This is a genomic window from Algoriphagus litoralis (assembly GCF_003259255.1).
Lineage (GTDB): Bacteria > Bacteroidota > Bacteroidia > Cytophagales > Cyclobacteriaceae > Algoriphagus > Algoriphagus litoralis.
In genome coordinates this window covers 79,954-106,938 of record NZ_QGOL01000013.1, presented here as the reverse complement: position 1 = coordinate 106,938, position 26,985 = coordinate 79,954, and the positions used below count along the sequence as shown (strand labels likewise).

At 41.8% G+C, this 26,985-nt stretch carries 32 protein-coding genes; 16 read left to right on the top strand and 16 right to left on the bottom strand.

Annotation, left to right across the window (positions count from 1 at the left end; translation table 11 throughout):
• Positions 1-177: 177 nt before the first annotated feature.
• From hisA to DK188_RS15880, 11 genes are all read right to left on the bottom strand, one after another.
• Positions 178-891 (bottom strand): 1-(5-phosphoribosyl)-5-[(5-phosphoribosylamino)methylideneamino]imidazole-4-carboxamide isomerase, encoded by a 714-nt coding sequence (gene hisA, locus DK188_RS15930; RefSeq protein ID WP_111671828.1) that lies wholly within the window; start codon positions 889-891, stop codon positions 178-180.
• Between the two features lie 175 nt (positions 892-1,066).
• On the bottom strand, positions 1,067-1,663 hold the full coding sequence (gene hisH, locus DK188_RS15925) for an imidazole glycerol phosphate synthase subunit HisH (protein ID WP_111671827.1): 597 nt from the start codon (positions 1,661-1,663) through the stop codon (positions 1,067-1,069).
• Positions 1,664-1,753: 90 nt separating this feature from the next.
• The gene (locus DK188_RS15920) at positions 1,754-2,539 is read right to left on the bottom strand and encodes a phenylalanine 4-monooxygenase (RefSeq protein ID WP_111671826.1); all 786 of its coding nucleotides are present in this window, start codon (positions 2,537-2,539) and stop codon (positions 1,754-1,756) included.
• Between the two features lie 211 nt (positions 2,540-2,750).
• Positions 2,751-3,770, bottom strand: a complete 1,020-nt coding sequence (locus DK188_RS15915; protein ID WP_111671825.1) for a bifunctional 3-deoxy-7-phosphoheptulonate synthase/chorismate mutase — start codon at positions 3,768-3,770, stop codon at positions 2,751-2,753.
• Between the two features lie 175 nt (positions 3,771-3,945).
• Positions 3,946-4,719 (bottom strand): tryptophan synthase subunit alpha, encoded by a 774-nt coding sequence (gene trpA / locus DK188_RS15910; protein WP_111671824.1) that lies wholly within the window; start codon positions 4,717-4,719, stop codon positions 3,946-3,948.
• Between the two features lie 221 nt (positions 4,720-4,940).
• A complete protein-coding gene (gene trpB / locus DK188_RS15905) occupies positions 4,941-6,119 on the bottom strand; it encodes a tryptophan synthase subunit beta (RefSeq protein WP_111671823.1) in 1,179 nt (392 codons plus the stop codon).
• A 72-nt stretch (positions 6,120-6,191) separates the two neighbouring features.
• Positions 6,192-6,821 carry a phosphoribosylanthranilate isomerase gene (locus DK188_RS15900; RefSeq protein WP_111671822.1) on the bottom strand — a complete coding sequence of 210 codons (630 nt, stop codon included), beginning with the start codon at positions 6,819-6,821 and terminating at the stop codon, positions 6,192-6,194.
• Positions 6,821-7,639 (bottom strand): indole-3-glycerol phosphate synthase TrpC, encoded by an 819-nt coding sequence (gene trpC / locus DK188_RS15895; protein WP_111671821.1) that lies wholly within the window; start codon positions 7,637-7,639, stop codon positions 6,821-6,823. The genes DK188_RS15900 and trpC overlap by 1 nt, the downstream gene beginning before the upstream one ends.
• Positions 7,640-7,647: 8 nt before the next feature.
• Positions 7,648-8,658, bottom strand: a complete 1,011-nt coding sequence (gene trpD, locus DK188_RS15890) for an anthranilate phosphoribosyltransferase (RefSeq protein WP_111671820.1) — start codon at positions 8,656-8,658, stop codon at positions 7,648-7,650.
• Positions 8,659-8,689: 31 nt separating this feature from the next.
• Positions 8,690-9,256: an anthranilate synthase component II gene (locus DK188_RS15885; protein ID WP_111671819.1), complete on the bottom strand. Its 567-nt coding sequence runs from the start codon at positions 9,254-9,256 to the stop codon at positions 8,690-8,692.
• Between the two features lie 11 nt (positions 9,257-9,267).
• A complete protein-coding gene (locus DK188_RS15880) occupies positions 9,268-10,680 on the bottom strand; it encodes an anthranilate synthase component I family protein (protein WP_111671818.1) in 1,413 nt (470 codons plus the stop codon).
• 332 nt (positions 10,681-11,012) lie between these two features.
• On the opposite strand from DK188_RS15880, the gene DK188_RS15875 reads away from it, so the two are divergent.
• Positions 11,013-11,567 (top strand): hypothetical protein, encoded by a 555-nt coding sequence (locus DK188_RS15875; protein WP_111671817.1) that lies wholly within the window; start codon positions 11,013-11,015, stop codon positions 11,565-11,567.
• A 31-nt stretch (positions 11,568-11,598) separates the two neighbouring features.
• Positions 11,599-11,826 carry a hypothetical protein gene (locus DK188_RS15870; protein ID WP_111671816.1) on the top strand — a complete coding sequence of 76 codons (228 nt, stop codon included), beginning with the start codon at positions 11,599-11,601 and terminating at the stop codon, positions 11,824-11,826.
• Between the two features lie 97 nt (positions 11,827-11,923).
• On the opposite strand, the gene DK188_RS15865 is transcribed toward DK188_RS15870, so the two are convergent.
• A complete protein-coding gene (locus DK188_RS15865) occupies positions 11,924-12,259 on the bottom strand; it encodes a DUF6249 domain-containing protein (RefSeq protein ID WP_111671815.1) in 336 nt (111 codons plus the stop codon).
• Between the two features lie 110 nt (positions 12,260-12,369).
• Between DK188_RS15865 and DK188_RS15860 the strand changes: the two genes are divergently transcribed.
• Positions 12,370-12,945, top strand: coding sequence for an RNA polymerase sigma factor (locus DK188_RS15860; RefSeq protein ID WP_111671814.1), 576 nt, complete (start codon positions 12,370-12,372; stop codon positions 12,943-12,945).
• Positions 12,942-13,343, top strand: a complete 402-nt coding sequence (locus DK188_RS15855; RefSeq protein WP_111671813.1) for a hypothetical protein — start codon at positions 12,942-12,944, stop codon at positions 13,341-13,343. The genes DK188_RS15860 and DK188_RS15855 overlap by 4 nt, the downstream gene beginning before the upstream one ends.
• A 52-nt stretch (positions 13,344-13,395) precedes the next feature.
• On the opposite strand, the gene DK188_RS15850 is transcribed toward DK188_RS15855, so the two are convergent.
• A complete protein-coding gene (locus DK188_RS15850) occupies positions 13,396-13,800 on the bottom strand; it encodes a hypothetical protein (RefSeq protein WP_111671812.1) in 405 nt (134 codons plus the stop codon).
• 119 nt (positions 13,801-13,919) lie between these two features.
• Entirely contained in the window at positions 13,920-14,591 is a 672-nt protein-coding gene (locus DK188_RS15845) for a hypothetical protein (RefSeq protein WP_232825754.1), read from the bottom strand.
• Positions 14,592-14,967: 376 nt separating this feature from the next.
• Here DK188_RS15845 and DK188_RS15840 point away from each other — a divergent pair, with 376 nt between their 5' ends.
• The 7 genes from DK188_RS15840 (at position 14,968) to lepB (ending at position 22,749) form a co-directional block, all read left to right on the top strand.
• Positions 14,968-16,587, top strand: coding sequence for a CTP synthase (locus DK188_RS15840; RefSeq protein WP_111671810.1), 1,620 nt, complete (start codon positions 14,968-14,970; stop codon positions 16,585-16,587).
• Positions 16,588-16,626: 39 nt separating this feature from the next.
• Complete coding sequence (yidC, locus tag DK188_RS15835; RefSeq protein WP_111671809.1) at positions 16,627-18,417, top strand: membrane protein insertase YidC; 1,791 nt, start codon at positions 16,627-16,629, stop codon at positions 18,415-18,417.
• Positions 18,418-18,617: 200 nt separating this feature from the next.
• Entirely contained in the window at positions 18,618-19,400 is a 783-nt protein-coding gene (locus DK188_RS15830) for a ParA family protein (RefSeq protein WP_111671808.1), read from the top strand.
• Between the two features lie 2 nt (positions 19,401-19,402).
• Entirely contained in the window at positions 19,403-20,314 is a 912-nt protein-coding gene (locus tag DK188_RS15825) for a ParB/RepB/Spo0J family partition protein (RefSeq protein WP_111671921.1), read from the top strand.
• A gap of 3 nt (positions 20,315-20,317) precedes the next feature.
• Complete coding sequence (locus DK188_RS15820; protein WP_232825753.1) at positions 20,318-20,935, top strand: DUF5683 domain-containing protein; 618 nt, start codon at positions 20,318-20,320, stop codon at positions 20,933-20,935.
• Complete coding sequence (dapB, locus tag DK188_RS15815) at positions 20,935-21,657, top strand: 4-hydroxy-tetrahydrodipicolinate reductase (RefSeq protein WP_111671807.1); 723 nt, start codon at positions 20,935-20,937, stop codon at positions 21,655-21,657. Before DK188_RS15820 ends, dapB begins: the two co-directional genes overlap by 1 nt.
• Before the next feature lie 15 nt (positions 21,658-21,672).
• The gene (gene lepB / locus DK188_RS15810) at positions 21,673-22,749 is read left to right on the top strand and encodes a signal peptidase I (RefSeq protein ID WP_111671806.1); all 1,077 of its coding nucleotides are present in this window, start codon (positions 21,673-21,675) and stop codon (positions 22,747-22,749) included.
• A 35-nt stretch (positions 22,750-22,784) separates the two neighbouring features.
• Here the strand turns inward: lepB and ung are convergent, their stop codons facing one another.
• On the bottom strand, positions 22,785-23,447 hold the full coding sequence (gene ung / locus DK188_RS15805; protein ID WP_111671805.1) for a uracil-DNA glycosylase: 663 nt from the start codon (positions 23,445-23,447) through the stop codon (positions 22,785-22,787).
• Positions 23,448-23,504: 57 nt separating this feature from the next.
• On the opposite strand from ung, the gene apaG reads away from it, so the two are divergent.
• Both apaG and DK188_RS15795 read left to right on the top strand, forming a co-directional pair.
• Positions 23,505-23,891: a Co2+/Mg2+ efflux protein ApaG gene (gene apaG, locus DK188_RS15800; RefSeq protein WP_111671919.1), complete on the top strand. Its 387-nt coding sequence runs from the start codon at positions 23,505-23,507 to the stop codon at positions 23,889-23,891.
• Between the two features lies 1 nt (position 23,892).
• Entirely contained in the window at positions 23,893-24,672 is a 780-nt protein-coding gene (locus DK188_RS15795; protein WP_198673030.1) for an O-methyltransferase, read from the top strand.
• Here the strand turns inward: DK188_RS15795 and DK188_RS15790 are convergent.
• Positions 24,669-25,253, bottom strand: a complete 585-nt coding sequence (locus tag DK188_RS15790) for a class I SAM-dependent methyltransferase (RefSeq protein ID WP_111671804.1) — start codon at positions 25,251-25,253, stop codon at positions 24,669-24,671. The genes DK188_RS15795 and DK188_RS15790 overlap by 4 nt on opposite strands.
• 28 nt (positions 25,254-25,281) lie before the next feature.
• On the opposite strand from DK188_RS15790, the gene DK188_RS15785 reads away from it, so the two are divergent.
• The 3 genes from DK188_RS15785 to rpsR all read left to right on the top strand — a co-directional run bounded on the left by DK188_RS15785 (position 25,282) and on the right by rpsR (position 26,973).
• Positions 25,282-26,211: a hypothetical protein gene (locus DK188_RS15785; RefSeq protein ID WP_111671803.1), complete on the top strand. Its 930-nt coding sequence runs from the start codon at positions 25,282-25,284 to the stop codon at positions 26,209-26,211.
• A gap of 145 nt (positions 26,212-26,356) precedes the next feature.
• Positions 26,357-26,722 (top strand): 30S ribosomal protein S6, encoded by a 366-nt coding sequence (rpsF, locus tag DK188_RS15780; RefSeq protein WP_111671802.1) that lies wholly within the window; start codon positions 26,357-26,359, stop codon positions 26,720-26,722.
• On the top strand, positions 26,722-26,973 hold the full coding sequence (gene rpsR / locus DK188_RS15775; RefSeq protein WP_111671801.1) for a 30S ribosomal protein S18: 252 nt from the start codon (positions 26,722-26,724) through the stop codon (positions 26,971-26,973). The genes rpsF and rpsR overlap by 1 nt, the downstream gene beginning before the upstream one ends.
• Positions 26,974-26,985 lie beyond the last annotated feature (12 nt).

The following is a 26,985-nucleotide window of genomic DNA, read 5'->3' as shown; positions in this document are numbered from 1 at the left end:
AAAACTTCATTATTCTTCATTCGAAGTTCGGTGTTCGATATTAGAAAATTTACGATTTACGATTTTTGATTTACGACATCATGCTGAACTTCAATCCTAAAACAGGAAATCAAAACCTTTGAATTTGGGGTTTGTGGATCCTAACAATCTCGTAAATCGTCATTCGTAAATCGTAACTTAAAAGGCTGCCAGTTCCTCCAGCGTCACCCTTCCTTCATAATAGGCTTTTCCAACTATAGCTCCATAGACTCCGCATTTCTCCAAATCTTCCAGGTCTTTGACGGAAGACACACCTCCACTGGCAATCAATTTTAAGCCAGGAATTTCTTGCAAAATCTCCTGATAGAGTTCAACTGAAGGACCTTGAAGTAAGCCATCTTTGGCTACATCGGTACAGATCACATAGCTTAGACCTTTTGCTACATAGCCTTTGATAAAAGGGATAAGTTCTGCTGTGGTGGTCTCTTCCCAACCTCCGACAGCAATCATCTTATCTTTTGCGTCAGCGCCAAGAATAATCTTCTCTGAACCATACTTGCTAATCCATTCGTCGAAAAGCAGGGGATTCTTCACGGCTATACTTCCTCCTGTCACTTGCTTGGCCCCCAGGGAAAACGCTTTCTCAATCTCTTGATCAGCTTGTATTCCTCCCCCAAAGTCAACCTGAAGGGAAGTTCCGGCACATATTCGCTCCAAAACGGCTCCATTGATGATTTTTTTAGCTTTGGCTCCATCCAAATCCACCAGATGTAGTCGCCGAATTCCCACTCCTTCAAAGCGCTTGGCCATTTCTAGCGGATCGTCATGGTATTCTTTTTTGCTGCTGTAGTCGCCCTGACTGAGTCGGACGCATTTGCCTCCGATGAGGTCGATGGCGGGAATGATGTGCATTGGAAGATTGAAATTTTTGAATATTGGAAAATTAGATATGGAATTACGATTTACGAATTACGATTTACGAGGCCACTTTGACTCTAAAACCTACTTACCAAGAGTTAAATCCATGGAAATTAAATTTGATGTTGTCGAGGATACCGTAAATCAAAAATCATAAATCATCAATATCTTAAATACTTAGGAAGTTTTCTAGAAGCTTCTCCCCTACCACACTGCTTTTCTCCGGATGGGCCTGAATCGCCCAGTAATTATCCCGATGCAAAATCGCAGTGAAGTCATGGATATAATGCGTGGTTGCAATCGTGTATTCGCTCATTTCAGCATAAAAGCTATGCACGTAGTAAACAAAAGGATTCGCAGGTAAATTAGTCAAAAGCGGATTTTGAGCTAGGTTTTCGAGTTCGTTCCAACCTACATGCGGCACTTTAAATTCCTGAGAATTCTCCGGAATAAAGCGCTTCACTTTCACTGGAAAGATTCCCAGACATTCCGTATCATTTTCCTCTGAATGCTCGCAGAGCAACTGCAAACCCAAACAAACTCCCAGAAAAGGTTGCTTCAACTCGGTGATCAGCTGATCGAGTTTTCTGGCTTTAAGATAAGCCATAGCTGTACTTGCTTCGCCTTGACCGGGAAAGATCACCTTATCGGCAGAGCGAATTTTTTCCACGTCATCTGTGAGTTCGGCATCCACTCCCAGTCGCTCAAGGGCATATAGCACTGATTGGACGTTTCCGGAGTTGTATTTGATTATTGCTATTTTCATTTTCTAAGTATCAAGACACAAGAACCAAGACGCAAGACTTCTTAATGTCTAATGTCCCACATCTTGAGTCTTATGTCTAATATCTTGATTCTAATTTCTCGCTTCTTTTTCAGCCAACATTTCCTCCAGCACTTCCTCAATCTCAGGCAGGGAATCAAAAAGCTGCTCGTAGCTGTCGATCACCCAGTATTTATCCTGAAAATGGTCTTTCCAGTATTCTGTATTCATAATTTTCCGGACATCATAGGGAAAATGTTTGGGTTCATCAGAAAGCGAAAACTTCGTTTCCCCTGCCGAACTCAAAATACCTGCCCCATAGACTTTCAATTCTCCGTTTTCACGAATGAGTCCAAACTCAATCGTAAACCAGTAGATCCGGCTTAGCAACTGAATCGCCCAAGGGTCCTGAATATGCTTCAGCGCGATGCCACTTAGCTTTTCCAGGAAATCCACATATGGCTGATTGGTCAGCAAAGGCATGTGCGCGAAGGCATCGTGAAACATGTCTGGCTCCTCGAGGTAGTCGAGTTGTTCCATTTTTCGTAGCCAAGTTGACGATGGAAATCGCCTATTGTGCAGCAAGCCGAAAAACAAATCGTCATCAATCAATCCTGGCACTACTTGCACCTGCCAGCCTGTGGTATTTACGAGGACCTCGTTTAGTTCCTCAAAATTGGCAATCCGATCGGCGGTAAACTTCACTGCTTTCACCCCTTCCAAATATGCCTTTGATGCGGCTTTGGGGAGATTTGGCATCTGCCGCTCGAAAAGAATCTTCCAAACATTAAAATCCTCCTCTGTATAGGCAGCATAGTCCTGCCTTAATTCTTTCAATCTTGGGTCGGTAAAGACCCAGTCTTTAGGTTTATTAGTCATTTTACACTTGGGTTTATATTTCTTTTTTTACTTCTAAAACTAGAAAAGGCCTAAACCAGTTACGGAATAGGCCTTTTTATATCTTCAGCAAAAACCAAAGTCATTCCCATTCCCTCAGCGGAGGAGATGATATGAATGATGCACGTAGGTTCTTGGTGTTGGATTCATGGTGTGAATTTAAGAAGCTGTACGTCAATCGACAATTTTATTTTTACAAAAGGTCGAAAGTTTTGCGCATCGCAAAGCTCTCCCTGATCCAAGCCGCCAATCTTGCACTTTGCGCAAAGTCAAGTGTCTGCTGTCCATCAGAATAGGCTTTCTCCGGAACCTCATGCGATTCATAGATGATTCCGTCTGCACCGGACATCACGCCTGCCAAAGCCATCTGAGGCACGTAGGCTCTGATTCCTATTCCATGAGACGGATCGACGATCACCGGTAGGTGAGATTTGGCTTTCAGAATCGGAATCGCATTCAGATCCAGCGTATTTCGTGAAGCACGTTCGTAGGTTCGGATGCCTCGCTCGCAGAGGATCAATTTTTCATTTCCTCCAGAAAAGACATATTCCGCTGACTGGAGCAATTCTTCGATTGTTCCAGAAATTCCCCGTTTGATCATCACGGCTTTATCCACTTTTCCTAGTTCGTCGAGTAGGTTGAAGTTCTGGGAATTTCGAGCGCCCACTTGATACACATCCACATAAGGATACATTTCTTCAATTTGAGAAGTCTGCATCACTTCGGTCACGATTTTGATTCCCGCTTTGCTAGCGATATCGTGCCACAGCTTCAAGCCTTCCAAACCCAATCCACGAAAGGCATAAGGGCTACTTCTTGGTTTAAAGACACCACCTCGCATCAGTTTGATTCCGTTTTCCACGCAGTGTTCCACCACTTTTCGGATTTGCTCTTCTGACTCGATCGAGCATGGTCCGGTGATGATGGCCATTTCGCCGTCTTTGATATAGACCTGATCGCCCAAATCGACGGAGGTTGGCTTGGCTTTCCATTTTTTGGATACCAGTTTGTATTCATCGGAGACGATGTGGATGTCTTTGATTCCATCCATTTGACCGATTTTCCGGATGTCAAACTCATTCTTTCCGATTCCGATCAAGTAGTCACCCAATTGGGTTTTGACTTCGGTAGTTTTATAGCCGATTCCATTGACCTGATCGATCAATTTGTCCTTTTGGACATCGGAGATATCGGGTTGAAGTTGAATAATCATTTTGATTTACGAATTACGATGTACGAATTACGAGGTCTTTGATAGGCTTTGAGATTGAAAAGCAATTTTAAGAAATACCCCTACCCCCTTTGAAAATAGGGAGTTGGCCTCTTCTGAACTTTTGCCCTTAATCCACAGATCAATGCTTTACCAATAACCAATACCTGATAATTTATTAACTAATAACTGACTGAATATATTTCTGAATGTCTCCACTCAGATCCTTCGCCTCTTTTACTTTCTTAATAAAAGCAGAGCCGATAATGGCTCCTTGACTATAATTGGAGGCTGTGGTGAATGTTTCGGAATCAGAAATTCCAAAACCGATCAATCGTGGATTCTTCAAGTTCATAGCTTTGACCCGCTCGAAATACGCGATTTGTTCTTCGCTGATTCCGCTTCGCGCTCCAGTGATGCTATGAGCCGAAACCATGTAAATAAAACCATTTGAGTTTTGATCGATCTCCCGGATTCTCTTTTCGGAAGTCTGCGGAGAAATCAGGAAGGTGTTGAACAAGCCATACGCTTCGAAGAGCTCTTTGAACTCCTCTATATATTGTTGCATTGGCAGATCGGGCAGGATGAGACCATCGATACCGACTTCCTTGCATTTTTTGCAAAAATCTTCCATCCCAAACTGCATGATTGGGTTTAGATAACCCATCAGAACGACTGGAAGATGAATTTTTGCCCGAAAACCTTTCAATTGATCGAAGAGTTTCCGCAGGCTCATGCCATTTTCCAAAGCGATTAGATTGCTGTCCTGAATCGTCGGACCATCAGCGATGGGATCGGAATAAGGGACACCAACCTCGATGATATCTGCTCCACCAGCCTGAATCGCCTCCATGATCGGAAGCGTATCCTCCAAACTTGGAAAACCAGCTGTGAAGTAGATCGAGAGTACTCGTTCCTTTTTAGTGTTGAATAAGTATTGTATGCGATTCATTCTTAAATGCGAGTTACGAATTACGAGTTACGAGGTGGTAAGTAGAGTCAGCGCCTTTTTCACTTTCCAAGTCTTGAGAATTTAATTTTAGAAGTACGATTTATGAATTACGATATACCGAGTGGTGAGGAGAGTTGAGTCATTAACCAAATTCAGTCCTCTTTTGGATTTGACACTTGTGGTCCTTTCGAGGTCGTAAATCCAAAACCGCAATTGGTAAATCAATAATTCCCCCATTTTATATAGGTCTCCAAGTCCTTGTCACCTCTTCCAGAGAGGTTGATGACGATCACGTCATCTTTTCGATATTCGATCATGTTCAAAGCATGGATAGCATGTGCCGTCTCTATTGCAGGAATGATTCCCTCAGTTCTGCTGAGCAAAATCCCGGCTTTCATCGCATCTTCATCCTCCACAGCTACAAATTCAGCCCTTCCAATATCAAACAAATGTGCGTGTACCGGGCCGATTCCTGGATAATCCAAACCTGCAGAAATGGAATGTGGCTCTACAACCTGTCCATCTTCCGTTTGCATCAAAATCGTCTTTGATCCATGCAAAATCCCAGGAGTTCCGAGTGCAGTCGTTGCAGCTGACTTGCCTGAATTCACTCCCAAACCCGCTGCTTCCGCAGCAATCAGGCGCACTTCAGGTGTATTGTAATAATGGTAGAAAGCTCCAGCGGCATTGGATCCACCACCCACACAGGCGATGACGGCATCTGGATTTTCGCGTCCTTCTTTTTCCATAAGCTGCCATTTGATCTCCTCAGAAATCACGGACTGGAATCGGGCCACCATCTCCGGATAAGGGTGTGGACCGACGACCGAACCGATGATGTAATGCGTATCCACAGGATTATTGATCCACTGACGCATCGCTTCGTTGGTAGCATCTTTTAATGTCTGCGAGCCAGAAGTAGCCGGAACGACCTTGGCACCGAGTATTTTCATCCGTTCCACATTTGGTTTTTGGCGCTCAATGTCCAATGAACCCATATAGACGGTGCATTCCATTCCCATCAATGCACAGACAGTCGCAGTGGCAACGCCGTGCTGACCAGCACCGGTTTCTGCGATGATTCGCTTTTTCCCAAGCTTTTTGGCCAAAATGATTTGCCCAACTGTATTGTTGACTTTATGTGCGCCGGTATGGCAAAGGTCTTCCCGCTTGAGGTAGATTTTAGCGCGGAATTTTTCAGAAAGCCTCGATGCAAAATACAAAGGCGTCGGTCGACCGACAAAGTCACGCAAAAGGGTCTGAAACTCGACTTGATACGCTTCAGTGGCTATGATTGATTGCCAATTCTCCCTCAGCTCTTCAATATTGGGATGAAGCATCTCGGGGATGTATGCCCCACCAAACTTTCCGTAAAAGCCTTTTTCATCTACACGTATCATGGCTGTGAGTTAATGGTTAAGTGTTATTGGTTAATTGTTTTTAGAGCCAGGCTCCTAAATCAATTTTAATGTTTACAAGAGATTAAGTCGCCTTTTGAAGCGGGTCAACTTTTCAATGTTTTTTAATCCCGGAGCATCCTCAAACTTGGAGTTGAGATCTACGCCTTGAAGTTGAGGGATTCGCTGGCGCAAAGCTAAAACTTCATCTGCGCTTTCGTCATCCAACCCACCACTCAATAAAAAGCCTTTGTCAAAGGGATAAGTTTGCAAAATCTCCCAATCAAATTTCTTTCCCGATCCTCCATGGGTTGCAGTGGCAGTGTCAAAAAGAAATTTGTTTACATATGGCAAGTAATCCTCCAAAGTTTTCCAGTCAACCTGATCTCCTACAGAAATAACTTTCCAAAGTTCACAATCGCTCTTTTCCGAAAGACTTTTTACTAATTCGACTGACTCATTTCCATGGAGCTGAATGGCCGATAGGTTGAACTCCGCTACCTTTCTCAACATCTCCTCCTCAGATTCATTGACAAATACTCCGACTTTTTTTAGTTGGATTTCTTTCAATTCTGCAGCTTTTTCATCGGAAACAAACCGGGCTGATTTGGGATAAAAGATTAATCCCATCCAGTCAGGCTTCATTTTAGAGATTAATTCGTGGATATTTTCCAGTTCCCGCATGCCACAGACTTTGATTTCCATCAGAATTTATTCAGTTCGATTGCAGCCAACAGCTTCCGATATTCTTTCATGAAGTTGTAGGCCGCCTGCTCAGGTCTCGCCGATTTCATGAAATTCTCACCGATCAAAAACCCATCAAACCCTGCTTTTTTCAGTTGGATCAAAGTATTGGGATCAGAAATTCCACTTTCAGAAATTTTGACGAAAGCAGAAGGAATCTGATTTACAAGGGCCAACGAAGTATCCAAGGAAACCTCAAAAGTCTTCAGGTTTCTATTATTGACACCAACCAAGTCCACGTTTTCGTTCAGGCTTTTTTCCAATTCTTCTTCGTCGTGCACTTCAAGCAAAATCTCGAGTCCAAGGCTTTTTGCAAAAGCTGCTAAATCTTTCAGTTTGGCTGGATCCAAGGCCGCTGCAATCAACAAGATGCAATCCGCTCCGATGGATTTGGCTTCGATGATTTGGTATTCATCCACTACGAAATCTTTGCGCAGGAGCGGGCAAAAGTTAAATTTTCTAGCAGTCTTCAAGTCTTCATTGGTCCCACCGAAATACTCTTTGTCAGTTAAAATCGAGAGCGCAGCAGCACCTGCCTGCATGTAGCCAATGCTGACTTTCTCTACCGATGCTGATCCATTGATTATTCCTTTGGAAGGAGACTTTCGCTTGAATTCTGCGATGATCCCTGACTTCTCCGGGTTAGTCACGTACTTTTTCATCGAGACCACTTTCCCCTCGAAGTAAATGCTCTGTTCCAATAATTTGGTGGGCAAAATGCTGCTTTTCTCAGCTACTTCACGCTGCTTATCTGCGATGATTTTTTCTAAAATATTCATTGATCTGCTTATACTAAGGATACTGTAGTTTTGGGATTAACGAGGCCTTGGAATACACGAAGCGCTTTACCACTCAATAAAACTTCCTCTGCTTGGTCAACTGCCTCGGAGAAATTCAAAGATTCTTTTGCTGTCACCAATGCGGCGGCGGCATTTGCTATCACCACTGAATTTTGGCTGGGGGTTCCTTCTCCCCTCAGGATGGATTCAAAAATCTTGGCTGATTCCTGAATGGTAGTACCGCCAGCGATACTTTCAGCTGACAGCTTAGCAAGCCCTAAGTTTTCAGGATTTAGTAATTTTTCCCCTTGATTGGAAATCATTTTAAACGGCCCAGTGAGGGAGATTTCATCATATCCATCGAGCGAATGAAGGATGGAAAACCTCCCTTCCATCTCTTGATAGAGATAGCCATACAGTCGGGCTAATTCCATACTGAAGACACCAACGAGTTGTTTTTTGGGAAAGCTTGGGTTAACCATAGGGCCTAGCATGTTGAAAAAAGTCTTCACGCCCAGTTCTTTTCGGATAGGGGCTACATTTTTCATCGCAGGATGAAATAGCGGAGCATGCAAAAAACAAATTCCAGCTTCATCCAGGGATCGGCGGATCTCACTGATGTCATTGGTAAAGTCATACCCAAAATATGCCAGGAGATTGGAGGAACCACAAATCGAAGAAACTCCGGTGTTACCATGCTTGGCGACATGCTGACCAGTCCCAGCAACAATGAACGATGCCAACGTAGAAATATTAAAGGTATCCTTGCCATCTCCTCCAGTGCCACAAAGGTCCATAGCGTCATACTCCTTGATTTCCACAGGAATACACAATTCGAGCATCGCCTCACGAAATCCCTGCAACTCCTCTACGGTAATACTTCGCATGAGGTAGACGGTCATAAATGCAGCTATCTGGCTCGAATTGTAGGAGCCCGTCGCCAGATTTTTGAGCACTTCGCGTGCCTGATCCTGGGAGAGCGTTTTATGCTCGATCAGTTGATTAAGGATCTCTTTCATAGGATTGGGGGTGGGTGATATCGATTTGAGGTTAGGCTTCTAACCAATTTTGCATAATTCTGACTCCATTCTCGGTCAAGATACTCTCGGGATGAAACTGAACTCCGCGCACGTCGAACTCCCTGTGACGGACTGCCATGATTTGGTGATCGGGTGTTCTGGCAATTACTTCCAGATCAGGCGAAAGGGTGGATTCGTCAATGACCCAAGAGTGGTATCTTCCAATACTAAATGTATCGGGGATTTGTTCAAAAAGCAAGTCCTTCTGCACTGTCACTTTAGAAGCGACTCCATGGAGAACCTCAGAGAGGTTAATCAAGCTGCCTCCAAAAGCTTCACCAATTGCCTGATGTCCCAGACAAACACCAAGAATAGATTTGGTAGGCGCATATTTTTTAAGCAACTCCGGCATGATACCTGCTTCGGAGGGAACTCCAGGCCCCGGCGAAAGGAGGATCTTTTCGTACTTTCCGACGTCCTCCAAACTGATTTTATCATTTCGGAAGACATCCATATTGGCACCATATCCCAACTGACGCACGATATACACCAAGTTGTAGGTAAAGGAGTCGTAATTATCGAGAACTAATATTTTCATGTCTAATTGGATCAAATATTTTCAGCTGCGCGCAATGCTACCCTCAACGCCTCCAACTTATTCGCTACCTCTTGAAGTTCGGATGGAATAGAGGACTTTGCCACTACTCCTGCACCTGCCTGAAACCTCAGTTGATTGTTTTCGGAAACAAAAGATCGGATCAGAATGGCGTGGTTAAAGTCTCCATTGAAACCTAAATAGCCGATCGCTCCACCGTAGAATTGCCTGCTGGTATTTTCCAGTTCATCTATAAGCTCCATTGCACGATATTTAGGCGCTCCGCTGAGAGTTCCTGCAGGAAAAGTATCAGCCACGAGTTGAAGTGGATTGGCTCCCTCCGGCAAATGACCGGTTACTTTGGAAACAAGGTGGATTACATGGGAATAGTATTGGATCTCCTTGAACACATCGACTTCCACTCGATCTGAAGATCGGGATAGATCATTTCTGGCCAGATCCACCAGCATCACATGCTCGGAATTCTCCTTTGGGTCGTCATAGAGTTTTCTTGCCAATTCGGCATCTTCAGCATCATTTCCAGTCCTTCGGAAAGTCCCAGCAATTGGGAAAATGGTTGCTTTTTGGTTTTTCACCACGATCTGAGCCTCCGGTGAACTTCCGAAAACCTTGAATGATCCATAGTCGAAATAGAACAAATAAGGTGATGGGTTGACTGATCGTAGCGCTCTATAGACATTAAATTCATCCCCTTTGAAGTCAGTAGTAAACCTGCGTGAAAGAACTATCTGAAACACATCACCACGAAAACAGTGCTCCCTACCTTGGTTGAGAATTTTAAGAAACTGCTCATCGGTGTAGTTAGAAACTTCCTCTCCGATTTTCTTGAATGAATAGGCTGGAATATTCTTGTTATTCAGCAAAGTCTCGATTTCATCCATGTACTCGGGATTATCTGCTCCAGCTACACGATGTTCGAATAGATGCAATTCATTTTTATAATGATCTACTACGATGATGTTTTGATACATGGCATACTGCATCATCGGGGTCTCGTTTGGCATGGTATTTTGAAGTTTGATGTCCTCAAAATAAGCCAAGGTATCATACTGGATATAGCCAAAGAGTCCATTGGTGCTAAACTTGAATTTGTCTGGAGTCGGGTCAAACTTATTCCCAAAAGCCCTAAGACAATCCATTAATCTCTTTTTGGCGCTTACCTCGTATTCCAATACGGGTCCAATAGGTAGTGTTTCCTGAACCTTGCCTGCATTAAAACTAAACTTCGCCAAGGGATTGAAGCAAATGAAGGAATAGCTATTCTCCTGTCCGTGGTAATCGGAACTTTCCAGCAAAATCGGATTGGCAAATCGATCTCGAATCTGCAGATAAATACTCACCGGTGTGATGGTATCAGCGAGCCTCTTGCGGTAGGTGGTGAGGATAGGGAATTTGACGTGGTTCATTCGGGAATTGATTTTTGGGCATGAAAAAAGGCTTACCGGGAAATCCAGTAAGCCTTTTACTATGTAGTTGCGCAAATTTTAGGCAACGGCTTTCTGAGCTTTCCCTAGGAAAGTTGAAGAATGCCACCACCAGTATTTCGTTGCGATTGTTTTCATAAGACAAGCACAAATTTAGAAATGGATCGGAATTACCAAAGCATGATTTCAATTTTTTCAAAAAAAAATAATTAAGAATGAAAAATTGATAATAATTGGAAGTCAACATTGCTGAAAATTAGGCAACACGGTGACCAATTTATTCGTTGAGAAAACCGAATCTAACCCAGAAACCGATGAAACAGGCAATCTTACTCTTCGCAATTTTCTCCCTGCTCTCCATAACCTCCAGAGCACAAGAAAATCCCATCTGGGAAACTCCGATGCACGAAGTCAAATTCAAGTCAGAGGGCTCGGACAAGGCCGTGATGAAGGTGGACCCGGGGTTTAATTATGCGGACTTGTCTCACGAGGGGCGAAACTATAGAATTCTCTACGTTTACAGTACGGGTAAAATCAAACATGCACGGATAATTGATCAAGATTCTAAACTCCAAATAGCAAGAGGAAAGGGAAGTTATTTTTGGGGTAATGCAAGGTTTGAGTTTGTTGACGGAGATATTTTTAAATTAAAAGTAAAAAGAACTAAAACTGGTTATGAGATAATTGGTCCTTATGGCATTTTATTCGCGGTGGAAAATTTTGGAATTAGCCCTGTTAAAACTCTAAATGAGAAAGACTTTCTGGCTCAAGCCGTTTTTGTCTTTAATCGTATCCAAAGCACCCAAAAACCACCGGCAGATGTAATTTACATCTCCACTAATGCTTATAATTTCAATAGCGACCAGTGATCAGTTAGCTTTGTAGATTGAAACAAATCCTATGGCCAAGGCAATTTCACACTATTTCAAGCGCGTATTCGATGACTATCAGGTGCTCGTGATGGTGAATCCAACCGATTTCACGGGAGTAGAGCTGATCGTTCACCCTGATGGCAAAATTGAAAAAACTGAGATGGAATTCGATGAAGAGATTTTTGATGATTTGGAGGCTGACGAATTCCAAACCTGTAGTGCACTGGAATTTCAAATGCGCCTAGCTCAATTTTGAAGCTATAAAAGTCAATTCTTTCAAATAAAAAAATTCAGTTGATGCCTCAGCGAACAACTGGATTTTTTGGTTCTAGTTTTTTCGGGATTGAGTAAATCTATTCTTTTTCAAGTTTTCGGTTGACAAAAAAGCTAACAACCAAGCCCAGTCCTCCAAAAATAAATATGCAGGCAGGGAAGGCGACATCTTCGTCCATACCGCCTTGGTTTAGCCCAGCTCCTACCAATACGCCAACACCAATTCCTATTGCCAATAGCGCGAGATTGAGCACAATTGAACCTAATCCTCTTTTACGTCCTGAATTAAATAAACTCGCATCGGCACCTCTTTCGATCAGCGCGAGTCTTTCTTTATTTCGGGTCGTGAGGTAAACATAGACAACTCCAAAGAGGGTGGAGAAAATAATGAGGGGAATTAAGATATCAGCTTGCATGTGGTTTTTGTTTTGTTTGCTCTTTGGATGCAGGAGACTCTTGTGAGGTTACAAAAAAATTTAAAAAATAAATTGTAACTTTTTACTTATCCCCTCCATCTAAATGTGGAATGCGATTCCTGGAAGACCACCACTATATTAAACTTACGCGGCAAGGCGACATGCAGGCTTTTGGTATGCTCGTACAAAAGCACCAAAATCTAGTGTTCACCCTTGCGCTCCGGATGCTTAAGAATCACGAAGAAGCTCAAGAGGCTGCACAGGATTCTTTTGTGCGAGTTTACCAATGTTTATCCAGCTTTGAAGGCAAATCAAAGTTTACCACATGGCTTTATCGGATCGTTTACAATGAGTGTTTGGGGAGATTGAGAAAAACAAAACGTCACTTCACATTGGTTGATGACATTTTGGATCACTCGGACGAGCCACCGGATTTCACTGACGGATTGAAACTCATGGAACAACAGGAACGTTCGGAATTGATCAAGAAAGGAATCCAACTCTTAAATCCATCTGAGGCTGTAGTTTTGACTTTATTTTATCTAGAAGATCAATCCATCAAAGAAATTGCATCGATCACTGGAAGTTCAGAATCAAAAATCAAAGTCCAGCTTTTTAGGGGTCGAAAAAATCTTGAAAAAACAGTAATAAAATTGAGCAACCATGAGCTAATCGGACTGTCATGAAGCAAGAAGAACTAAATAAAGTAGATCCACTGAAGAATTGGATCAAGGAAGTCGGAATGGAATCTCCGGGACCGGAGTTTCATATGGCAGTTCTAAAAAAAATTGAGGTACTGCCCAAAACTAATCTGAGCTATACTCCGGTAATTTCTTCGTTTGCCTGGAAGCTAATCCTGGGCTTATTGGCTGTGGTATTTATAGGATCCATGGTATTCATTCCAGCAGATTCTAATTCTTCATCCTTATTTGATAAACTACCCGAATATCAAGTTCCAAAGTTTAATTTGGCCTTCCCATCCTTAGATTTTAGTCCTCCCTTTTTTCTAAGCATTATTGCCTTTTTCATTCTTGGTTTTATCATGATAGTGGGAACTATCAGAAATAACAAAGTGGGAATTTAAGCATAAAAAAAGGCAGCTCTCGAGCTGCCTTTTTTTATGCATTTAGATTCAATTAGCTTTTCAACCAGTTGATAAATGTCTGATAACCAACACCAATTTCTCTAGCAAAAGCAGCTTTCGTTTTCTTTCCAGCAGCTTCTACTTTTTTCCATTCTTCTACAATTTTGTTTTTCTCAGAATCTGAAAAAGATCTTCTTTTACCAGCTCCTTTTGAAGAACCAGCTCCACTTAGTACACTGATCAAATCGTTCAATTCGTTGACAAATTTACTATCTGTCAAGAATAGACCAGCAGCTTCTAATTTCTTGATCACTTCATCCTTTGGGTTTACTGGAGTCACTGCGATCCCTCTGGCAGCAGCTTCATGAAGTTCAATTTTTTTACCTTCTGCAGTAACATAGATAAATCCATCTGTCTTTTTTAGATCAACAATGGCTTCTTTAATTAATTCTCTCATTTTTATGGAATTTAATTGTGTTATTTAAAAATCCTTGCAATATATAAATTGCTTTTTAACGATTAAATAGATTTATAAAATATTTACAAAATAAATTCCCGAGATTATTGATTTGTCGATTAATTAATTGAATAGGTTTTAATCCAAGTTTCAATCAGATTTTTGGTTTTGAATTCTTTCGAAAGAACGCTGAAAAAGGCTTTTTCTAAGCTTCCATCGACAAATCTGGATTCAAACTGGCTGAGATCATTCTCTTTTATCAATTTATCCAGCATTTCATTAAATGAGGTAAAAGATTCTTGGCAAGGAAGATTCATCTCACTTTTCTCTCCTTTGTCTGAGTCAGACTCAAAAAAGAAGGAATCAAATGCATAAGAATAGCTAACCTTTCCTTCTTTGAACAATTTAAATAGTATAATGGTCTTTTGATCAGATTTTAAAGTTGCGATTTCATCAAATTGCTCATTCAGCTGGATATCTTCAAGTAAGGATTCTACAATAAAGTAAACAAAGCGCTTCCAAGAACTCAGTATTTCCTGATTAAAACCATATTCGAAATCAACAATAGATAACGATTTGTACTGTTCAAGGTCATATGAATAGGATTTACACAAGGAGGAAAGTTCAAACCACTCTTCTCCCATTTGCTCGGCAAGTGGCCAAAAACAAACTAACTTCTTTCCCAGCAAAACGACATCTTCAAAATACTTCGAATAAATTTTATTTATCACTTGAACATCATCTTCAAAACAAGTCCAGTCAATCTCTGAAAATAAATTGACCGGATCCAAAATCACAGATCCCTTACTTAGTAGGTTCATTTTTTCAAACCAATCTGAATTCATTTCAAGTTGGCTATCGACAAGTACAATACTTTTATTTTCTGAGTTCATAATTAGTTGTTTGTGTAAAACCGCTTATTTATTGAATGATTACAAATCATATAGTTCCTTTCGCTAATCTGATGACTAAGGTAGATTGGATTCATATATAAAAATAATTTTTGACACATATTGACACTAATTATCTTTCATTAGTTCTGCCAGCTATCTGATCAAAATTCAGGAAATCCCAAAAATCGCCAACAAGTTCAGAAGCCAAGTCAGGAAATTTCCCTAATTTTGAATCCCATAAGATTCCAATTAAAAATATCCCTCCACCATTCTTATGGGCTCATCCACCAAATACGTTTTCATCACCGGAGGAGTCACCTCATCCCTGGGCAAAGGCATTATCGCAGCCTCTTTAGGCAAACTTTTGCAATCCAGAGGATTCAGTGTGACTATCCAAAAATTCGACCCTTACCTCAATATTGACCCGGGGACACTCAATCCCTATGAGCATGGCGAGTGCTATGTCACAGAAGATGGAGCCGAAACAGACTTGGACTTAGGACATTACGAGCGTTTCCTCAATGTGCCAACTTCTCAGAGCAACAACATCACCACTGGTCGCATCTATAATAACGTAATCACCCGCGAGCGAAAAGGGGAATTCCTAGGTAAGACGGTTCAAGTCATCCCCCACATCACCGATGAGATTAAGAGTAACTTTTACAAACTTGGTCAGGATGGAAAATATGATGTAATCATCACTGAAATAGGAGGATGTGTGGGTGACATTGAATCCTTACCTTTTATCGAGGCAGTTCGTCAAGCTCGATGGGACTTAGGACCGAATAATTTCCTGGTCATTCACCTGACATTGATCCCCTATTTGAGTGCTGCCAAAGAACTGAAAACCAAACCTACGCAGCATTCAGTAAAGCAGCTTTTGGAAGCTGGAATCCAACCGGACATTCTAGTCTGCAGGACTGAATATCACCTGCCATTGGACGTCAAAAAGAAACTGGCTCTTTTCTGCAATGTGCAGCTCAACAGTGTAATCGAGGCCATGGATGCTGAATCCATCTACGATGTCCCTCTTTTGATGAAAAAGGAAAAACTGGACGAGCGGGTGATGAGTAAATTGAAGCTTTCGAGCAAAACCCAAACTGACCTCGAGACTTGGAAGGACTTCTTGGGCAAACTGAAAAATCCCACTCAGGAAGTAACTATTGGACTGATTGGTAAATATGTTTCTTTGCCTGACTCCTATAAATCGATCATCGAGTCTTTCACCCATGCAGGCGCTTCCGTGGAGTGCAAAGTAAATCTTAAGCTCATTTCTTCAGAGGAGATTCATACCGATAACTATGAATCAAAACTTAAAGAGCTCGATGGGATCCTTGTAGCTCCTGGTTTTGGTGAGCGAGGATTTGAAGGCAAAATCGAAACAGTCAAATATGCCAGAGAAAACAACATTCCTTTCTTTGGGATTTGTCTCGGGATGCAGGTCGCAGTCGTGGAATTTGCGAGAAATGTACTCGGACTGGAGGACGCAAATTCTACAGAAATGGACCCAAATACTCCCCACCCAATCATTGCCCTGATGGAAGAGCAAAAGAAAATTGACCAAATGGGTGGAACTATGCGATTGGGTTCGTATGCTTGCGAGCTTAAAAAAGGAAGTAAATCTGCGTTGGCCTACGGAAAAAGTAAAATTCAGGAGCGCCATAGGCACAGATACGAATTCAATAACTCCTACCTCGATCAAGTCCAAAGTAAAGGAATGATCGCAGCAGGAAAGAATCCTGATACAGGCTTAGTCGAAATCATGGAATTGAAAAACCATCCTTGGTTTGTAGGCGTTCAATTCCATCCAGAATACAAAAGTACAGTGCTCAATCCTCAGCCGCTGTTTGTCAAATTCATCCAGGCGGCGATAGACAATAAAAAAGTTAAGTAATTGAATAGCACCGGATAACCGGCGTGGAACTAATAAATTATGGATAAAAATCAAGCAACAGGTTTGATCCTTTTTGCGGCGGTCATTTTGATCTACTCAATGTTTTTTGCGAGTGGTCCAGAAATCCCCCCAATCGAAGAAACACCCCAGCAAACTGAAGCCCAAGTAACGTCAACTGCCCAGGAGCCAACTGTAGAAGTGCTTCCAGATAGCCTGGTAGATGCCCAGCGGAGTGCCAAATATGGCGTGTTGGCAGTGCTTACACTGGGTGAAGAAAAGGATGTCTTGCTCGAAAACGATCAGGTAAAAATCACCTTCTCGACCAAAGGAGCTCAAATCAAAGAAGTAATTCTGAAGGACTTCAAAAGCTGGGACATGCAGCCTTTGGCTCTTTTGGATGAGAAAAGTTCCACCATGGACTTTACCATTGAAAGTTCAAGAGGTCCAGTCAATCTTTCGGATTTTTACTTCGAACCTGCTATCACATCGGAAGAAATAGATGGAGTAAAAACTCAGATTCTGACCTTTTCAGCGGGATCTGAATCCGGGCAAATCATCCAGCGGTATGCTTTGATGGATGGGAGCTATGAAGTAAAAAAATCTTTTGAAATAGAAAGGTATCAGGGTGTCTTCTCTGGCAATACTATCAATCTGACTTGGGAAGATCAGGTGAAAGCGCAGGAAAAAGATCTTTCTGAATCCAGAAGACAAACCCAGCTGAACTATTACCTCGCTTCGAATTCCATGGACAACCTGGGTGCCGGAGAGGATCCAGAGGAGGCCCAAATCTCCGAACCGGTGAAATGGATTGGATTTAGCCAGCGGTTCTTCACCGCAGGTATCATTGCTGATTCAGTCTTCCAGGATGTAAAGATTTCCCAATCCACTCCGACAGATTCTTCAGTAGTTCGGATTATGTCTGCATCTCTGGCTATTCCACTCGAAAATGGAAAGGCCGACCTCAGGTATTATTTTGGTCCTGATAAGTACAAAACACTCAAGAAAGTCACCGACGGATTTGAGGACAATGTGGACATGGGCTATTTCTTCGTCAGCTGGGTCAATAAGTATATCGTGGTACACTTATTCGAATTTCTGGAGAAGTACTTCAACAATTACGGAATCATTATTATCCTGATCGTATTGATCATCAAATTGGCCCTTTCGCCATTGACCTACAAGTCATACATCGGGATGGCCAAAATGCGGGTCATCAAACCTGAGATAGACGAGCTCAAAGAAAAATACGGAGATGATCCTACCAAAATGCAGCAGGAACAGATGAAGCTGTTTTCCCAATTGGGAGTCAGCCCGATTTCAGGCTGCTTGCCTTTGGTCCTTCAGATGCCATTCCTTTTTGCGATGTTCTTCTTTTTCCCAAATGCCGTAGAACTCCGTCAGGAATCTTTTCTTTGGGCAAATGACCTATCAACCTATGATGAGTTCATCAAATTGCCCTTTACGATTCCATTTTATGGATCTCACGTCAGTTTATTCACCTTGTTGATGACCGTGTCACAAATTGTTTACACGCACTTCAACAACCAACTGACCACAGCTACCGGGCCGATGAAAAACCTGGGCTACATCATGCCTGTGATGTTCATGTTTATCTTGAACTCCTATCCTGCCGGACTTAGCTTTTATTACTTTGTATCGAACATGGTGACATTTGGCCAGCAGGCCATCATCAAACTCACCGTCGATGATGCCAAAATCCGGGCAAAGGTGGAAGAAAGCAAGGCTAAAAACGTAAATAAAAAGAAATCGAAATTTGCACAGCGACTGGAAGATGCCATGAAAGCTGCCGATAATTCGAGAAAAAAATAAACCTAAAGAAGGAGCTTTACCAAGGCTCCTTTTTTTTGATCTTTACGATTCAGGGAGAAATCAAATTTTTTGCAGTCTTTGTTGAAAATGAAGAAATTAACAATTTTTCATCCAGACTTAACTCCAAAAAAGAGTAAGCTACCACGAGTTTCGCTCTTAATTTGATTAATATTGAGTCAAAATACCCTTTTTACTAAACCATGGGAAAAATAATTGCTATTGCCAATCAAAAAGGCGGAGTGGGAAAAACGACCACTGCAATGAACCTTGCAGCCAGTCTGGCTGTATTGGAGTTTAAAACCCTGGTCATTGACGCTGATCCACAAGCAAATACTACTTCGGGGTTAGGACACGATCCTAAGTCCATTGAGGCTAGTATTTATGAATGCATGGTAGATGGTGTCAATGTCGAAGAAATCATCAGAAAGACTTCCATCGAAAATCTGGACCTCGTGCCATCCCATATTGACCTAGTGGGTGCAGAAGTCGAAATGATCAATCTCGAAAATCGCGAAGAAAAGATGAAGGAAGTCATCGCTGTACTTCGAGACAAATATGACTTCATCATCATCGACTGCTCTCCATCGCTGGGTTTGATCACGATCAATGCACTTACAGCTGCAAATTCAGTGATTATTCCGGTCCAGTGTGAATACTTTGCCTTGGAAGGCTTGGGAAAATTGCTCAATACAATCAAAATTATCCAAACCCGGCTCAATCCGGATCTGGAGATTGAGGGAATTTTATTGACCATGTATGACGTGAGACTCCGATTATCCAATCAAGTGGTAGAAGAGGTCAGGTTTCATTTCAAAACAATGGTTTTTGATACAATTATTCCGAGGAATGTTCGTCTTTCAGAGTCACCAAGTTTCGGTTTGCCAGTAATCTCCTTTGATGCAGATGGAAAAGGATCGATCGCCTATCTAAACTTGGCCGGAGAAATCGCTAAAAAAAATGGTCGCCAAAAAGTGGCTGAATGATTATGTCAGAGAATAAGCCCAACAAAAAAAACGCATTAGGCAGAGGCCTTGGAGCACTTTTAGAAGATAGCCCTGCTAAACATAAATCGAATGAAATTCTTCCGGAAATCGCAAAAACCGGGATTTTTGAGATTCCCCTTGGAGAGATTCAGGTCAACCCCTATCAGCCTCGGGTACACTTTGACAAAAATGCCCTTCAGGAACTTGCCGATTCTATTCAGGTCCAGGGAATCATACAACCGATCACTGTAAGAAAACTTGCTCCAAACGAGTACCAACTCATTTCCGGAGAGCGTAGATTTCAGGCTTCAAAAATTGCAGGATTGACACAGATCCCTGCTTATGTGCGAACAGCCAATGACCAGCAAATGCTGGAAATGGCCTTGATTGAGAACATTCAGCGAGAAAACCTAAACGCGCTCGAAATTGCAAATTCCTACCAAAGACTACTGGTCGAGTGTAGCCTTAAGCAAGAAGAGCTCGGCGACCGCGTAGGAAAAAACAGAACGACTGTCAATAATTACCTCAGACTACTGAAGCTCCCTCCCACTATCCAAGCCGCGATACGGGACCAACAACTGTCCATGGGGCATGCCCGCGCACTTATCAATATTGAGGACGTAGATAAACAGTTGGCGATTTTTAAGAAAACCGTAGACGAAGGATTAAGTGTCCGCAATGTGGAAGCTCTGGTGAAAGCACTGAATGAAGGCAAAGAAGAAAAAACAAAGCCTTCTACTGGACTCGACCCCGTCCGCAAATACGAGATCAACAAAATTCAGCAGCGACTAGCATCCCATTTCGGGACCAAAGTTGCCTTGAAAGCTGACGAAAAAAATAAAGGTGAAATCAAGATCCCATTTAATTCCGCCACAGATCTGAATCGAATTCTTGAAATACTCGAAATCATCTGAAAATTGAATCCAAAACTTTCACATTCAAGCGCAAAAATAAAAACCCCATGGATTTCCTTGGGGATTTTGCTTTTGATGTTTCTTGTATCCAGTCCAATCTTCGCTCAGACTCAATCTGAAATTGAAGTAGTAGAAAATGATACTAAACGGGAAAAAGATAAGCCAGACTATTCCAGCCTTCCCAAAAACCCAAAAAAAGCTACTATTCTATCCGCAGTTCTCCCTGGTGCTGGGCAGGTCTACAATAACAAAGCCTGGAAAGTACCTATCCTGTATGCTGGGTTTATGACCGACATCTATTTCATAGGCTACAACAACAAGCGATACCAAACCTTCCGGACTGCCCTATTTGCATTCGATGATGGAGACACCAGCCAGTTTCCTTCATTGAATCGAGAAGCATTGGTAAGAAACGTAGACTATTGGAGGCAAAACAGAGATCTGACAATTCTCCTTTTGGCAGCTATTTATGCCCTTAATTTAATCGATGCAAATGTGGACGCCCACCTTTCTGGCTTCGATATTTCAGATGATATTTCCATGAAAATCGAACCAAATGTCGGTACTTTCGCCTCAGCGGGTAATTCAATGGGCCTATCTTTTAAACTTCAATTCAAATAATGAACATCGTAATTCTAGGATATGGTAAAATGGGAAAAATCATCGGCGAACTCGCTGAATCCCGTGGCCATACCATCGCCGGAAAAATCAACATTGACAATAGAGAGGATTTAAATTCTCTCAACCCCTCTAAAATTGATGTAGCTATTGAGTTTAGCCAACCGGAAGCCGCAGTAGAAAACATCACATGGGCCATGACTCGAGGAATCCCAGTCGTATCAGGAACTACCGGATGGCTAGCTCGAAAGGCTGAAATCGAAGAGTTGACCACTGCTCAAAAGGGTGCTTTTTTTTATGCTTCCAACTACAGTATCGGAGTAAACATCTTTTTTAAAATCAATGAATTTCTTGCCAAACTGATGAATGAAACGAGTGGGTATCACACTTCAATCGAGGAAATTCACCATACGGAAAAAAAGGACGCGCCTTCCGGTACTGCAATTACCTTGGCAGAGGGTATCCTCCGAAACATGGACAAGTTAAATGAATGGCACTTGAGCGGACAATCGCACGATACCGAACAGTCCATTCCCATTACAGCCAAGCGAATTGACCCAGCTCCAGGTACCCATATTATTCGCTATAGGTCTGAAATCGACCAAATTGAAATCAGTCATACCGCACACAGCAGGCAAGGATTTGCCCTTGGCGCAGTTTTGGTGGCTGAATGGATTCAGGGTAAAAAAGGAGTACTTTCAATGGATGATTTTCTATCTTTCTGAAACAAATACTAGCACATGAGCCAAACAAAAAACAAAAAATCAGCAGTTCGGGAGTGGGTGGATGCTCTCGTTTTTGCAGTAGTCGCTGCCAGCTTGATTCGTTGGCTTTTACTTGAGCCGTTTACCATTCCTACAGCATCTATGGAAAAGTCTCTTCTAGTAGGAGATTTTCTTTTCGTAAGTAAAATGCACTATGGAACTAGAATTCCCAAAACCCCTCTCCAAGTACCCCTGACACATCAAAAAATCTGGGGAACAGAAATTCCTTCGTATTCCGATGCCATAGAAATCCCTTATTTCAGGCTTCCGGGATTCAGTGATGTGGAGCGAAATGATGTGGTGGTTTTCAATTACCCAGTGGAATTTCAATATCCCAGCGATCTAAAAACCAACTACATCAAACGGGCTGTAGGCATCCCAGGCGATGTAATTGAGATAAAAGATGGTGATTTGACAGTAAATGGAGAGAATTCTCCAAAACCTGCAGAAATGCAATATTCCTATGATTTGATTACCAACCGACCTTTGACAGTGGATTTTTTCGCTGATTATGGAATCAATCCAGAGAGTTTTATGGCCTTCTCCAACGGGGCAGGATACCTGATTTGGTGTACCGATCAAACAGTAGAAAGACTCAAAAGTTCTCCTGTTGTAGTATCTGTATCCAAACGAATCATGGGCAAAGGTGAAGCAGAGGACAGCATCTTTCCAAAAGGATCAAATTACAATTGGAATCGAGACAACTACGGGCCACTACAAATACCAGCAGAAGGATGGACAATAGACATGACTGCTGATAATGTGATCCGTTATGGATTTACCATAGAAAAATATGAAGGACACGATCAGGTCGAGATCAAAGAGGGTGGCTTATTCATCGATGGACAAAAGGTCGAGACGTACACCTTCAAACAAAACTATTATTTCATGATGGGCGACAATCGTCACGATTCCCTAGACTCTAGGTATTGGGGATTTGTGCCCGAAGATCACATCGTCGGCAAAGCATGGTTTCTCTGGCTTTCCCTTGACAAATATGAATCCATGTTCAGTAAAATCCGCTGGAACAGATTCTTCAAAGGCATCGAATAGCTGATAAATCCCCGAAGAAATTCGGGGATTTTTTTTCACCAGTTTATGGGTTTGATGTTTCTTTCAGAGAGGTATTGATTGGCCATTGAAAAATGCTTACACCCCAAAAATCCACGATGGGCCGATAGTGGACTAGGATGAGGTGCTTTCAATACCAGATGCTTGGTATTGTCGATTAGATCTGCTTTTTTTTGGGCATAGGCACCCCAAAGCATGAATACTACATTTTGCCGATGATCATTTACAGCCTTGATCACCTCATCTGTGAACGTCTCCCACCCTTGATTTTGATGAGAACCAGCCTGATTTGCCCGGACAGTCAAAGTAGCATTCAAGAGAAAAACTCCTTGTTGAGCCCATCGCGTCAAATCTCCATTTGGAGGCATATCCTTACCGATGTCAGACTTTATTTCCTTCAAAATATTCAGAAGACTGGGTGGGAATGGCACTCCGGGCTTAACCGAAAAAGAGAGACCATGTGCTTGACCTGGACCGTGATAGGGGTCTTGACCTAAAATAACTACTTTAACAGAATCAATTGGGCAGTGGTGGAATGCATTGAAAATTTCTTTTCCCGGAGGGAAAACCTGCTGATTTTGATATTCGTCTTTTACAAAGGAAACTAAGCGTTGAAAAAAGTCCCTTTCAAAAATTTCACTTAATACTTTTTTCCAACTATCTTCGATTTTCACTTGCATACTACTTGATTTGTTCATCTTTAATTGTAAATTAAATCCATTTTAATGCATTTTCCCATGGTTATTTCAGTTACAGAAGGAATTAAAGTTAGTGTTGAGGTGACCTACCAAGCAGAATTTTCTAACCCTCTGCAACATCACTTTGTATTCACCTACAAGGTTACCATCGAAAACAAAAGTCAGCATACCTATCAACTTCTCAGAAGAAAATGGGAGGTTTTTGATGCAGCCGAAGAATCAAAGATAGTGGAAGGAAATGGTGTGGTTGGCCAACAACCCGTTTTAGAACCTGGCGATTCGCATTCGTACGTTTCTGGCTGCAATCTGAAATCAGGTATTGGCAAAATGAATGGTACCTACACCATGGAAAAACTTTTTGATGGCAAACTCATCGAAGTCGTAGTTCCTGAATTCCAGATGATTGCCACTATTTTTCAAAATTAAATTGGGAGATTGGCTTTTTGGTGCTAGGGCTTTTCTCAAGTATTGGTTAAAAAAAGAGGACCGATATAGTCAACAATCGCCCTTTGTCTTTCGCATTTACAGTGAGCTGATCGAGTATTTAAACCAAAACAAATCAGGAAATCCAACCTTTGAATCATTCAGAAATTCACTTCTGAATGATCGTTCAGAAATTGAAGTTGAGGATCTGGGTGCAGGTTCAAAAAAAGTACCTGAAGCCTCCAGAAGCATCGCGGATATCACCAGATATTCCACTAGCGGAATTAAATTCTGCTCACTTTACCAATATTTCTGTACCCTTACTCCTGCAAAACATGTTGTCGAACTTGGGACTTGTGTGGGACTTTCTACCAGGTACCTCAGCCTCAAAACCAACGGAAAGCTTTATTCATTTGAAGGCTCCTCTGAAATTCAAAAAATCGCTAAACGTGAACCCTATCCCGGTCGAACTGAATTTATTTTAGGACAAATAAAGGAGAGTCTACCAATTGTTCTCAGTCAGATCCCTCAAGTTGACTTCGCTCTGATCGATGCCAATCACACCTATGACGGGACCATGTTTGCTTTTGAATCCATGCTTCCAAAAACACATAGCCAGTCAATTTTAGCTGTAGGAGATATTCACTGGACACCGGAGATGGAACAAGCTTGGGGAGAAATAAAAGCCAACCCAAGGGTGAAATTGACCATGGATTTTTATGAATGCGGGATTGTGTTCTTTGAAAACCCAGGAAGAAAGCAGGATTTAATCCTTGACATTTAGTTTTTTTTTAAGTTGATAAACAATTCTTGACCCATTCGTGGTGGGATGGAATTGTAGCAGGATTCAAATTTTTCAAATTCAAAATAAGGTCCAAAAAGCTCCCGGTATTCCACAGTATTTCCACCGAAAGGAGGTCCTGCTGCTTGAAACAATCGATCAAATAAAACTCCAACCAATCTGCCTTCTGGTTTGAGAAGACTATGCATTTTTTTAACATACTCAATTCTCAAATCTGGATCTATCGCGCAGAAAAAAGTCTGCTCTAGGATCAAGTCGTATTTACCCTCATGCTCAAAAAAGTCCTGATGGATTGCATGATTGCGTGGGAAAGAAGGAATATTTTCTAAAAATTTATAAATAGGAAGGTCTGAAATATCAAGCAGATAGATACTTCTAAAGCCCAAACCCCAACCTGCAGCGACTTCATGGGCATTTCCCGCCCCGGGAACGAGGACAGTAATATTTTTAGTATCAAGTTGGCAAAGATATTGATAAAGTGGAGGTGAAGGAGATCCAATGTCCCATCCTGTATAGCCAAGCTGATACCTGGAAGACCAAAAACTCTCATCTAAATTCAGCATTTCACAAGTCCTTTAACTAAGTCAAAATATGAGCACAAATTTCGAAAAGGAATCCGGTTCAAAGAAAGATCAAAATAAGAACATCATCATTATTGTCCTTGTTTTGTTAGTAATTATCAGCGGTATTAAACTTTACACTGACTACGTCGATCGCACCAAAAAAACTGAGGAAATTCTATTGCTTTCTACGGAAAACAATGAGCTCAACAAACGATTGGACTCAGTTACCTACCAACTGGACCTTAGGATCCAAGAAATAGAAAAACTGGGTGGAGATATCCAGGCACTTGAGGCTGTGAGAGATCAACTAATTGCTGAAAGAAATTCGACCAGACAGCGGAGTGCCTCTGAAATTGCCGCGCTCAATGGAAAGATTACCAACTTAAATGGCTTGATCGCCCAAAAAGATCAGGAAATTCTTGAATTGAGAGCCGCCAATCAGCAGCTTTTTGCGGAAAATCAAGACCTGAAGACCACTCAAGCCGAAATAGAAGAAGAAGTCGTCCAGCTCAACATTCAAAAACAGGATCTTCAAGCCAAGGTGGATGTCGCATCTATGCTAAAAGCTGAAAACATTACTATCGCAGCAGTCAATTCTCGGGGAAAAGAGCGAATTGAAACAACAAAGGATTTCAAAAACCGGCAAATCGAACGCCTCAAGGTTAGTTTTATCATTGCTGACAATAAAGTAGCAGAAAAAGGCCCTAGAAATGTTTACGTTCAGGTTTTAGACGGAAACTCGCAACCTATCTTCGATGTCGCAAAGGGCTCAGGAACATTTATGATTAATGGTGCCGAGCAATTTTACACAGTCAAACAAGACATCATATTTGATAATTCCGAGCAAGAGTTGACATTCTATTACGAAAAAGGGTCAGATTATGCGTCAGGAAGTCATGAGGTACGGATTTTTGTAGACAACTACCAGATAGGCACAAAGACCTTTACCGTGAAATAATTAGACACTCCCATTTTTGAAGTCCCGCAAGTGCGGGACTTTTTTGTTTTATACCTCATCTGATTTTTGACAAATATTTGGAAAACAGCGCCATTTCCTCTACTTTTGCGGTCTGTTTATTCAAATTCCTTAAACACATTAAAAAATGTTCCAAAGAAATTATGAGACGGTATTCATTTTAACTCCCGTTTTGTCTGATGTTCAGATGAAGGATACCGTCGACAAGTTTGTAAACTTGTTAAAAGAAGAGGGGGCAGATGTTATCAATGTGGAGAACTGGGGTCTTAAGAAAATGGCGTACACCATTGAGAAAAAGACAACAGGGTTTTACGTACTGGTTGAGTTCAAGGCCGATCCCACTATCATCCGTAAGTTTGAGCTAGAGCTTAGACGTGATGAGAAAGTGATGCGATTCTTGACTACTGTGTTGGACAAGCATTCTATTGCTTATGCCGACAGAAGAAGAAAAGGAGAGTTTAACAAAAAAGTAGAAGTTAAAGAGGAAGCCTAATGACACTAGTAAACGAACCAATCAACAGAAACGAAATCCGGAAGAAATATTGCCGATTCAAGAAGCACGGTATCAAATATATCGACTACAAGGATCCAAACTTCCTTTTAAAATTCGTCAACGAACAAGGTAAAATCCTTCCTAGAAGACTTACCGGAAACTCTGCAAAATACCAGAGAAAGGTAGCTCAGGCTATCAAAAAAGCAAGACATTTGGCTTTGTTGCCATTCGTAACCGATGGTTTGAAATAATTCGGTCTTGTA

Excerpts from the sequence above, each read along its gene's own strand:
- trpC (WP_111671821.1), bottom strand. The coding sequence starts at position 7,639 with ATGAATATTTTAGAAAAAATCATCGCAGATAAGCAGCGTGAAGTAGCT.
- rpsF (WP_111671802.1), top strand. The coding sequence starts at position 26,357 with ATGTTCCAAAGAAATTATGAGACGGTATTCATTTTAACTCCCGTTTTG.
- ung (WP_111671805.1), bottom strand. The coding sequence starts at position 23,447 with ATGCAAGTGAAAATCGAAGATAGTTGGAAAAAAGTATTAAGTGAAATT.
- apaG (WP_111671919.1), top strand. The coding sequence starts at position 23,505 with ATGGTTATTTCAGTTACAGAAGGAATTAAAGTTAGTGTTGAGGTGACC.
- yidC (WP_111671809.1), top strand. The coding sequence starts at position 16,627 with ATGGATAAAAATCAAGCAACAGGTTTGATCCTTTTTGCGGCGGTCATT.
- DK188_RS15880 (WP_111671818.1), bottom strand. The coding sequence starts at position 10,680 with ATGAACCACGTCAAATTCCCTATCCTCACCACCTACCGCAAGAGGCTC.
- DK188_RS15850 (WP_111671812.1), bottom strand. The coding sequence starts at position 13,800 with ATGAGAGAATTAATTAAAGAAGCCATTGTTGATCTAAAAAAGACAGAT.
- DK188_RS15840 (WP_111671810.1), top strand. The coding sequence starts at position 14,968 with ATGGGCTCATCCACCAAATACGTTTTCATCACCGGAGGAGTCACCTCA.
- DK188_RS15870 (WP_111671816.1), top strand. The coding sequence starts at position 11,599 with ATGGCCAAGGCAATTTCACACTATTTCAAGCGCGTATTCGATGACTAT.
- DK188_RS15915 (WP_111671825.1), bottom strand. The coding sequence starts at position 3,770 with ATGATTATTCAACTTCAACCCGATATCTCCGATGTCCAAAAGGACAAA.
- DK188_RS15830 (WP_111671808.1), top strand. The coding sequence starts at position 18,618 with ATGGGAAAAATAATTGCTATTGCCAATCAAAAAGGCGGAGTGGGAAAA.
- hisH (WP_111671827.1), bottom strand. The coding sequence starts at position 1,663 with ATGAAAATAGCAATAATCAAATACAACTCCGGAAACGTCCAATCAGTG.
- DK188_RS15865 (WP_111671815.1), bottom strand. The coding sequence starts at position 12,259 with ATGCAAGCTGATATCTTAATTCCCCTCATTATTTTCTCCACCCTCTTT.
- DK188_RS15785 (WP_111671803.1), top strand. The coding sequence starts at position 25,282 with ATGAGCACAAATTTCGAAAAGGAATCCGGTTCAAAGAAAGATCAAAAT.
- DK188_RS15790 (WP_111671804.1), bottom strand. The coding sequence starts at position 25,253 with ATGCTGAATTTAGATGAGAGTTTTTGGTCTTCCAGGTATCAGCTTGGC.
- DK188_RS15885 (WP_111671819.1), bottom strand. The coding sequence starts at position 9,256 with ATGAAAATATTAGTTCTCGATAATTACGACTCCTTTACCTACAACTTG.
- DK188_RS15900 (WP_111671822.1), bottom strand. The coding sequence starts at position 6,821 with ATGGAAATCAAAGTCTGTGGCATGCGGGAACTGGAAAATATCCACGAA.
- DK188_RS15855 (WP_111671813.1), top strand. The coding sequence starts at position 12,942 with ATGAAGCAAGAAGAACTAAATAAAGTAGATCCACTGAAGAATTGGATC.
- DK188_RS15875 (WP_111671817.1), top strand. The coding sequence starts at position 11,013 with ATGAAACAGGCAATCTTACTCTTCGCAATTTTCTCCCTGCTCTCCATA.
- dapB (WP_111671807.1), top strand. The coding sequence starts at position 20,935 with ATGAACATCGTAATTCTAGGATATGGTAAAATGGGAAAAATCATCGGC.
- rpsR (WP_111671801.1), top strand. The coding sequence starts at position 26,722 with ATGACACTAGTAAACGAACCAATCAACAGAAACGAAATCCGGAAGAAA.
- lepB (WP_111671806.1), top strand. The coding sequence starts at position 21,673 with ATGAGCCAAACAAAAAACAAAAAATCAGCAGTTCGGGAGTGGGTGGAT.
- trpB (WP_111671823.1), bottom strand. The coding sequence starts at position 6,119 with ATGATACGTGTAGATGAAAAAGGCTTTTACGGAAAGTTTGGTGGGGCA.
- DK188_RS15860 (WP_111671814.1), top strand. The coding sequence starts at position 12,370 with ATGCGATTCCTGGAAGACCACCACTATATTAAACTTACGCGGCAAGGC.
- DK188_RS15920 (WP_111671826.1), bottom strand. The coding sequence starts at position 2,539 with ATGACTAATAAACCTAAAGACTGGGTCTTTACCGACCCAAGATTGAAA.
- DK188_RS15825 (WP_111671921.1), top strand. The coding sequence starts at position 19,403 with ATGTCAGAGAATAAGCCCAACAAAAAAAACGCATTAGGCAGAGGCCTT.
- hisA (WP_111671828.1), bottom strand. The coding sequence starts at position 891 with ATGCACATCATTCCCGCCATCGACCTCATCGGAGGCAAATGCGTCCGA.
- trpD (WP_111671820.1), bottom strand. The coding sequence starts at position 8,658 with ATGAAAGAGATCCTTAATCAACTGATCGAGCATAAAACGCTCTCCCAG.
- trpA (WP_111671824.1), bottom strand. The coding sequence starts at position 4,719 with ATGAATCGCATACAATACTTATTCAACACTAAAAAGGAACGAGTACTC.